A 9092-nucleotide genomic window follows, 5' to 3' on the forward strand; every position below is an offset into this window, starting at 1 on the left:
GATTATCGTCGCTCATCACAAGGTGTCCACCTATTTTGGTGGACACCTCATGCATCAGGGCACTCAAAAGCAAAAGGTGCGGAGAAATTCGCGCTTACGATTGATCGACATGGAGTACTGGTTGGCTTGCAACGAGGAGCGCGCGGCGCAGACGCGCTTTGGTGCCATGTACCCCCGCTCCGCGCTGCTGTTGACCAGTACGAGACGCAGTTCTTCCGGGGAAAGCCGAGCGACTTCGGTGAGGACCGCCATCTGACCATCCTCATGCTCAAGGCAGGGTTTCGAACCGAGTACGTTCCGGACGCCATCGCCGCCACGGTGGTCCCGGACAGGCTCTTGCCGTATCTGCGGCAACAGCTCCGCTGGGCGCGGAGCACTTACCGCGACACGCTGCTGGGTTTGCACCTGTTGCCCGCCCTGGACCGGTACCTTACGCTCGACGTGCTCGGACAGAACCTCGGGCCGCTGCTGCTCGCCATCTCATCGATTGCCGCGCTCGCTCAGCTCGCGCTCACCGGCACCGTGCCCTGGTGGACCGGTCTGACCATCGGGCGCGATGACCATGATTCGATGCGGCGTGGCGGCCGTTCGTGCCGGCGAGCTTCGATTTATCGGCTTCTCGCTCCACACCCCGATCAACATCTTCCTCCTGCTCCCGATGAAAGCCTATGCGCTCTGTACCTTGAGCAACAGCGACTGGCTCTCGCACAGTCCAGCCGATTTGCCGGACGGAAATGGAACGCATGGCAAGCTTTTGTGCCCGAGCCCGACAACCGAGAAGCCGAAGGAGATTGTTTGCACGTCGCGCATTGAGCACCTTGAGCACCGCATTGCTCTACAATTGGAGGTCGTTGCTCAACTGATCTGCCAAGACAAATTCGCGCTCCGAGCGGTCAAGCTGCTCGACGAACTCACAAACGCACTAGTCGCGGCCAAGCTGGAACTCGGCGCAATAGGCGAGGCGAGCGCCAGCAGACCCAGCAGGCGAACAGTGCCGGCGAAACAATACGGTGACCTCTTCTATCCAGAAGACCTCCGCATCCTAGCTAACATTTTCGATCAGGCAGTCGCAGCTTTACCGCCAGATCGCCGTACTATCGCCAATCGTACGCAAATCGCCAAACTTGTTCTAGCTCAGGGAACGACACGTGAAGCCAAGTCCGACCCGACTCATGGCGCCTGCGTTCTTGGCGATTTGCTCGATCGGACGTTCAACTCTTACTCCTCTAATCAAATCGAGGTTCCGCCTAGCACCTGGCGGAATTCTGCATAAGGCGTAGGTTAGATCACTCGATCGGGTAATAAGAAGACATCGTCCTGGTTTTGAAAACCGGCGGTCCTTTCGAGATCGCCCAGCGATTGGTATACAGGCAGCCTGCTCTTGCTAACAGTTTCGTCTCGTCAGCAGGCAGGCCGCGGGACAGGTGGCAGGACCACTCTCAGGCATCGTCAAGGCAAGAACCGTGTATTCAAGACCTCGGTCTCAGAGGATGAGTACGGTACCCTTGCACTGCAATGCGACCGCCTGCCGGCCGCCGCGGCGCGCAAATGGTCCAGGTCCTAACGGCACTTCGAGTGCGCCGCGAGCGGCTAGTCTCGTCCACGTTTCAGCTGCGACCGAAAGTCTTCTCCGTTGCCCCCGGCGGGCGGGGCAATGCCGCCCAGAGAAGCGCAGCACTCTGACCAAACCACCCAGCCATCACGAATGTCGTTTTCCTGAAACAATCACGGCGTGGGCCACTCCGCGGATCTGCATACTATGTCTGGCTCCACGCACACTGCTGCTGCAGGCCATCTCAAGTGGCAGGGAGTAGCTTGCGGCGCGGCAATAAGGAAGGAAGTGCGTCCCATCTAGATTGTCGCGCGACAGTACCCGAAGGGATTTGAATCGTACGTAGCGTCACGTCGTAGGAACCAGGCATCCGCCGCCTCGCGCCGACCAACTAGTCAACCACCCATGGCGGGAGTGTGACGTAACACATCAAAGCAATCCTCCGGATTAGACATCGAGATGACGACACTTCTTCTTTTTCTCACTATGAACTTTTTTCGCGGCTTTGGATTAGGATACGCTATGCGCAGCTGGCGTTCCCGCAAGCGACGTGAGCACGCCCGGCTCTATGGCGCTTACTTTCATTCCGGCAGTTCTGCTCCGCCGCACCGAGTTCCCGCACGCCGTGGTTCCTAATGCTGCATTCGGCCTTGCTCAAGCAAGGAAATGGCCGATCTGCCACAGGAGGGCGAACGCCGACCGCCGTCAGTTCGTCGAGCACAGAACCGCAAGGCGGCGTGGAGGGCACGCGCGTGCTCGCGTGGAGTCAGTCCCAAGAGCGCGGAGTAGCGTGTGACTGATGGCCGATGTGACCCGAGACATTGACGGTGAAGACTGCGAGTCGGCCGTTCACGGATGATCGGGTCGGCGGCGGTGCATTCGCAACCGGCCCTGGACCTTGCAAGGTACATTTGTGTGATCTGAGCATGCGCGGAAGCCATTGCCGGAACGAATTCCATCAGCGCTGGTGCACACCGCGGAGAAGACATGTCTGGCACGCGAGTTAGCGCTTGAACTGAATGCGACGGCGAGCACGATTGCGACAGCATCGACAAGGAGCACCTTTCACTCTCCCGCGGCATCTACGCCGCTTCGATGCCCGTGGCTATCTGCACTGGGCGAGAAGAGAGATCCAGAGTTATCGCACGACTTCGACTTTCATCTCGCGCAGGATCAGCACCGCATTGACCGTGACAAATGCTTCCTGGCCGAGTTCGATTCCCCTGAACTCGCCTACCTAAACTGAGAGGTTTCGAAGGTGAGGCTTCCCTCCTAGAACTCGATCCGCGATAGTCAGTACAGCGGATGCATCATGAAACCTGACGAGCGCCTAGCCGAGGTCCTTGAGAATAGCGCGTGTTTTGATGATGAGGCAGGGGAGGTGTGGGCACAGTGCCTCTCACCCACTGAGCGGCTGGCGTATATTCGCAAGCATCGCTCTCACTTCCGGTTCGCAGATTACGATGAAGTGACAGCTGTTGTACGGGGTCGGCGCTTCACCGGTTGCTCATCGCAGCTCCTTCGATGGCGTCACAGGATCAGAGCAAGGGCGTTGCAAAGCGCTTTGCTCTTTTCGGTTGCGGTGTGGCTGGGCGTCATGTGGCTTGCGGTGCGCTTCATCCGCTGAGATCAGCAACCCGCTTTTCGCCCACGCCTACGCAATCTGCGTTCGCACGCGAAGGAGCATAGCGAGGCAGTTGAAGATGATCCGCAACGCCGCAACCTGACGCAGGGTTCGGTTCAAGCATTCCTTTCGGCCCAAATGTTGCGATGCAGCTACAGCTATTCGCGCGGATGTTGTTAAGACGCGCGAGGCTCGGGGCACTCAAGACATGAGAGTAGAAATGAAGAACTTGTTGCTTGCGACTGTAAGCATTGTGGCGCTTGGCGCGGTGGCGCCCGCATTCGGCGCGGATCTGGCTGCGCAGCCCGTCCAGCCTCTCTATACCAAAGCTCCGCAGCCTGTTGCGGCTACGATCTACGACTGGAGCGGCTACTACGTCGGTATGAACGGCGGCTTGGGCTCTAGCTCGAATTGCTGGGACTTCAATGGCGGCACGCCTGAGGGCTGCCATGATGCGACCGGCGCTACTGTGGGTGGCCAGATCGGCTATCGAAGGCAGATGGGCCAGATCGTGCTTGGTGTTGAAGGCCAGGGGAACTGGGCTGATTTGACTGGCTCGAATGACAGCGTCGCGTTTGCGGATATCAACAAGACCAAGATTGATGCGTTCGGCGTGGTAACGGGGCAGATCGGTTATGCCGTGGACAACGTATTATTTTACGCCAAAGCTGGTGCCGCAGTGACGAGCAATACCTATCAGATTAGCCCGACCCTCACGGGCGCGCAGCTTGGGAAGAGCGACCACATTTTTTGGGGTGGTGCATTGGGAGCTGGGATTGAGTACGGTTTCGCGCCGAACTGGTCGGTCAGCCTCGAGTACGACCACCTATTCATGCAGCCCGGAGCGGTGCACTTCCCCGCGCCCGCAGGCGGAACCGATCGCATCCGCCAGGATTTCGATCTTCTGACTGCACGGGTCAACTATAAGTTCGGCGGCCCGTTTCTTCTGAAATATTGATCCGCAGTACGAACGGCGGATCGAAAGCCCCGGCCCATGGCCGGGGCTTTCTTTTTGCGAGGGCGGGTCCCAGGCGACTAGGTTGTCGCAATTCAAGCCCAAAAACTGCTCCCATATTGGACGAGTGGCGGCATCCACAACCAACCAGCTTGCGAAGATCACTGTCGCACGCGCGTCATCGATGCGGCGAATGGTCTCCCGTCATGGCCAGTCCACGTCGGATTTAGCCAATCGTGCGAACCTCTCACGCATCGAAGACACGACCAACCCTCGGCGGGATGCGCATCGAGGCTCCCGAAGACGATCGAGATGACAGGCTTGTCAGCTATTTGCGGCAACAGCATCTTCTGCACCTTGGGCTGAACGTCCTCGCTGCTATTGTCATATTGTCACGCTGGTCAGATCGCTCGCTCGTGACTCCGGCATAGGTCGATACGGGGCAGCGGCGCCGAAACGTCAGATAAGACCGAGGCGAATCGCCTTGGCAACGCAATGGGTACGGCTGTTCGTCTCTAGCTTTCGCATCGCGTTCTTCAGGTGAAAGTTCACGGTATTCTCGCTGACTCTCAGGATGACTCCGATTTCCCAGGATGATTTCCCCTCTTCCACCCAGCGGAGGCAATCCTTTTCTCGTTCGGATAGGGCCACTTGCATATGGCATCTACCCTCCGATGACGGCGCGAATTTCTGCAAATGCATGATGAAACTGCCAAGCCAATGCGTTGAGACGACTGAGGCGATACTCAGGGTCGACATCGTCGAACCTGGATGCAAACGATGCGACAGATAGTTGTCCAAATGGTCCGAACAGTGGTACGGTTACGCCGTGCTTCAGACCGGCCTCTTTGGCCTCGTTCAACACACGCATTTCGCCGGGTTGCAATTGATATTTGTGAGCGAGTTGATCCCATAGAAACGGAGCCGACTGCATCGTCGTACGCCGAACCACGGGATCGATGGCATTGTATCGGCGTTCAGCATAGCGCTCGCACCACGCGGAAGGAAAGTTCACTGTCACGGCGGCTGGCAGATACTCTGGCCGGCGGGTCGGCTCCGCGTCCGTCAGCGCCCCGTAAGCGACTTGACTGAAGCCCTGTTCGCTCGAACAGCTCACAAGCAGATGAACAACACCTCGGGAGATCGACTCTGTTTTGCGCATTCGATGAAGCAAAATAGGTCCATTTGGTGCCTCCGCCACCGACTTAGGCAACCGGTGCTGCGTCTTTTGAGTGGATCGATTTGGGCAGGGGCCCTGCGCCACTTCAGCCTCCTCTCTGCGAAGTGCTCGACCGAACGCGACAATCATACTTCTCGTCATGAGCTGCAATCGACTTGGCTGAGATCGGATAGTTGCTCGATAAAGAACATTGTGCATGCGCTTCTTCGGGAGGAGGCGGACCTGAAGCGTCCAGCAAATGTCGTACCAGCTGAGGCGCCAGGAGCAGTGCCGCAAAAGCACGAGTGCTGGAGAACTGGGGACGCAACGTTCACTGTTAGAATTCGGACATTCGTCGCAAGAGAGACAACCTTGTTCGCGCTAGCTGAAGAACATATGTTGCATCGGCAAGTACGCGAACGATCGTTTACGCGTTGGTCAGCCTCCCGCCTCTGCCCCCCGGGGCCAGCCGAGCTAGCTAGGCCGAGCGCCCGCGTCATAGGGCGCAGAGGCAACTAGACGCAGAAATGGCATGCATCCGCTGCGATACCGGTCTGCCATGGCGGTCGCGCCGTACCGAACGCAACCCTGGAGATCCCCGGTTGCGCGATCGCGTATTGCCAAGCGCTCGTGTTCAAAAGCACCCGGACATGTTTGGGCGAGCGAATCATCCGAATACGGCAATGGCACCTGCGGCTTAAATGACATTCAACTGACCGCACATCATGGGCGTTCTGCTCACGCAGATTGACAGACAGAAGCCGTGCGCATGGTCTTCCTGCACGGGGCTGGTGCTCCATCTCGGAGATGCACGGCCATAAATCCGCTTTACGAATGGTAGATCATCGATCCGCTCGGCCAACATGCCCAGAACTCGCGACCGTCTGCACTACTGACCTCTGCTCGGATTCCAGTTGCCGCGTTTCGGGCGGAGACGAGTTCGGGCGTGGTCTCGCGATGATAGTGGCTCGTTGTGCGGTAAGCATAGCGCCCCAAGCGTCGCTTTTATCGGTCTCCTCCGCGCCATCAATACTGCCCTTGAAATCACCCGTCTCTGCTCTCATCCTGGTAAGCAGCGTCGCTCACGCAGTGTTCGCAGGCGGCTTGCAGCGCCTGATGCATGTCCGCAATGAGATCACTCGGCCCCTCGAGGCCGGCGTGAATACGAATCAATGGTCCATCAAATGAAACCGCTGCTTCCGTTCGTTGAGGACCATCGACAGGCAGCACAAGGCTTTCGTACCCACCCCACGACAATCCGATTCCAAAAAGGCGCAGTTTCTGGAAGAAGACCGAAAGCTGGGCCTTGGAGATAGGCTTCAGAACGACGCCGAATAGGCCACTTGCACCCAAGAAATCCCGCTTCCAAATATTGTAGCCAGGATGGTTTTGGAGCGCAGGGTGTAGAACCCGCCCCACTGCCGGGTGGTCTTCCAGGCTTTGAGCCAGCTTGAGGCCATTTTCGTAATGCTGCCTCATGCGAACGGCTAGTGTGCGCAGTCCACGAAGAGCTAAATAGATGTCATCTGGCCCAGCAATCTCCCCGAAATGATGAGCGCTTTGCTGCAGGAGCGGCCACGCTTCCCTGTTAGCGGTAGCAATGCCCAGAAGGGCGTCGGAATGACCAACGATATACTTGGTCGCGGCATGGATCGAGATGTCGACGCCATGGAGAAAGGGTTTGAAATAGAGCGGCGTCGCCCAAGTATTGTCCATGAGCACGAGCGCACCCGATTGATGTGCGATCGCGCACAGCGCGGGAAGATCCTGTACCTCAAACGTCATGGACCCCGGGGATTCCAGGTACACAGCTCGCGTTTTTGTCCCAATCTTCGCGAGTAGATCCGAAGGCTGAGTGGGATGGAAGTACTCCACCTTGACCTCAAATCGAGTTAGAACCTGGTTCGCGAACATCCTCACCGGTTCATAGACGTTATCGCAGATCAAAACATGATCCCCGGCCTTCAGGATCCCGAGAAGTGCGTGGGAGCACGCAGAGAGCCCCGAAGGGAACACGATCGAACGATACCCGCCCTCCAGTTCACAAATGGCAGCCTCGAGAGCACGAGACAACGGTGAGCCGAATCGTCCGTAGTTCGTCACTGGATTCTGCTTGCGCCTATCCCACTCTTCGAGGGTTTCCGAAACGATCGTGGAACCTCGATAGACAGGAACATTGACCATCCCGGCGTGTTTAGCGGGCGCGCGACCGAGATGAGACAATTGCGTGTTGGGCTCTGGCAAGAGTTTATCCCAAGCGATGCGATCCATACCTCTCCTATCTGGGATCGCGGCGCTTAAATGCGCGGCGAATGCCCACTACTATAATCTGCAACTCGTCTCAGGCGCGACAACTCGAGAACTCTGTATCGTATCCCAACCTTGGAGCAGCTCTCTTCCCAGATCGAAAGCGCTGTCGACCGCACAGTGAGACCGCGCCGGACCGAGCTCCCCGAATATCGGTGGTCAGCTTCATTCAGCTCTACAGTGGGTCCATCACTACAGCAAAGGGCGGGCCAGACGCGCCGGCTGCGCGCTGCAGGCGGATTAAGCCGGCCTGGTCGGATGCCTCGGCCACCAGGCGGATTTCTTGTCGGACAAAAGACGCTGCATGTGGGCTCCTCGCCAAATCGGCTAAATCGGGACGATCTTGATGTGGGTTGACAATTGCACTTCTATGAACTCGCGCGTTGGCGTTTGTTTTTGCAGCTTCCCAATGAAGGCCTAGTTGCTGCACTGCTTATAGCGAAGCGCGGAGCATGATTTGCGCCATTTAAGTCACGGTTGCGATCGTTACGCCGCCGTCATGCAAGTTCGTGGTGCAAGAGAATTTCGCAGCCCCACTACGCTGAATGATCACAACTAACAAGAACCGACACCTGACTGAATCGAGAGCTGGCCCTTAGCAGACTTGAATCGCACCTAGCGTCAAGTTGTACTAACTAGCGGTTCGATTCTTCGAACCGAGACACATTCCGGGCTCAAGGTGCCGGTGCGGCACATTGAGGATCTGCGAGGCGCGCTTGAGATGGTGGCAGCTCTTATTGTCCTTTCGATTGTCGCCGCCGGTGGGGCCAGCCACGGCGTCCGCACTCGGCGTTTTCGCAGCCGACGAGAGCGCGCGCGGCTGCATATGGCTACGGCCCGCTCCGAGCTGCAGCAGTCACGCGCCGTCGCGCAACTCGCTCGAGCAACCCGCCTGCTGGCAACCAGAACCAGATCTTGCGGACCAGAAGCGCTCGACAATAGCCCGCGAGGGCTAAACAATTCACGCGCCTGGGATCTCTTCTCACCTGCAGAATTCGCTGCCGGCCCCCTCGGCAAGGTGCAGCTGATGCGCGAGTCCTTACGTTGTGCTGCGGCGTGTCGCGGCTCCAAAACTACGACAGATGCGTTTCTTCGGCGGGGACGTCCGAACGGAGCGGCGCGCCGCAAGCGGCACGCGTTTCGACGCGCTAAGTTCAAATAATTTGAACGCAAGCGAGTCAGACTATACCGCGAAGAAGAACCCCAATCCAAGATCGTATGATGGCTGGAGCCAGGCGTGTCTATTCGACTGCCTGCATGCTAACGAAGCTTATGCGCGGTGCGAGGCTTGTTCGCCGATCTTTGCGCTGTAGATCGTCGATGCGCTTTCGGAGGCCTTAACATTCGGCTCATCAGCCTCATACTATCAATGATCGTGGCAAACCCCGCTTTTTCATGTCAATCGGCGTTCGACTGGGACCCCCTATCGGCATCCAAAAGGGACCCCTTTGATCGGCGTGCTCTGCTGGGAGCGCTCGGGTCGTCGGAGCTGGTC

General features: G+C 57.9%; 4 protein-coding genes and 1 pseudogene. 2 read left to right on the top strand and 3 right to left on the bottom strand.

Annotated features, from left to right (window positions below):
- Positions 1-79: 79 nt before the first annotated feature.
- Both IVA91_RS24050 and IVA91_RS24055 read left to right on the top strand, forming a co-directional pair.
- Positions 80-706 (top strand): annotated as a pseudogene (locus IVA91_RS24050) (glycosyltransferase family 2 protein); the annotation flags it as partial.
- Positions 707-3396: 2690 nt separating this feature from the next.
- On the top strand, positions 3397-4134 hold the full coding sequence (locus IVA91_RS24055; protein WP_247450991.1) for an outer membrane beta-barrel protein: 738 nt from the start codon (positions 3397-3399) through the stop codon (positions 4132-4134).
- Positions 4135-4590: 456 nt separating this feature from the next.
- Here the strand turns inward: IVA91_RS24055 and IVA91_RS24060 are convergent, their stop codons facing one another.
- The 3 genes from IVA91_RS24060 to metC all read right to left on the bottom strand — a co-directional run bounded on the left by IVA91_RS24060 (position 4591) and on the right by metC (position 7561).
- The gene (locus tag IVA91_RS24060; RefSeq protein WP_346015525.1) at positions 4591-4890 is read right to left on the bottom strand and encodes a helix-turn-helix domain-containing protein; all 300 of its coding nucleotides are present in this window, start codon (positions 4888-4890) and stop codon (positions 4591-4593) included.
- On the bottom strand, positions 4796-5440 hold the full coding sequence (locus IVA91_RS24065) for an autoinducer binding domain-containing protein (RefSeq protein WP_247459313.1): 645 nt from the start codon (positions 5438-5440) through the stop codon (positions 4796-4798). Before IVA91_RS24065 ends, IVA91_RS24060 begins: the two co-directional genes overlap by 95 nt.
- A gap of 894 nt (positions 5441-6334) precedes the next feature.
- A complete protein-coding gene (metC, locus tag IVA91_RS24070; RefSeq protein WP_247459314.1) occupies positions 6335-7561 on the bottom strand; it encodes a cystathionine beta-lyase in 1227 nt (408 codons plus the stop codon).
- Between the last annotated feature and the right edge of the window lie 1531 nt (positions 7562-9092).

This window comes from Bradyrhizobium sp. 153, assembly GCF_023073835.1.
Lineage (GTDB): Bacteria > Pseudomonadota > Alphaproteobacteria > Rhizobiales > Xanthobacteraceae > Bradyrhizobium.

Bases quoted from the DNA above. Each gene is read 5' to 3' on its own strand.
- IVA91_RS24055 (WP_247450991.1), top strand. From the start codon at position 3,397: ATGAAGAACTTGTTGCTTGCGACTGTAAGCATTGTGGCGCTTGGCGCG.
- IVA91_RS24060 (WP_346015525.1), bottom strand. From the start codon at position 4,890: ATGTCGACCCTGAGTATCGCCTCAGTCGTCTCAACGCATTGGCTTGGC.
- IVA91_RS24065 (WP_247459313.1), bottom strand. From the start codon at position 5,440: ATGATTGTCGCGTTCGGTCGAGCACTTCGCAGAGAGGAGGCTGAAGTG.
- metC (WP_247459314.1), bottom strand. From the start codon at position 7,561: ATGGATCGCATCGCTTGGGATAAACTCTTGCCAGAGCCCAACACGCAA.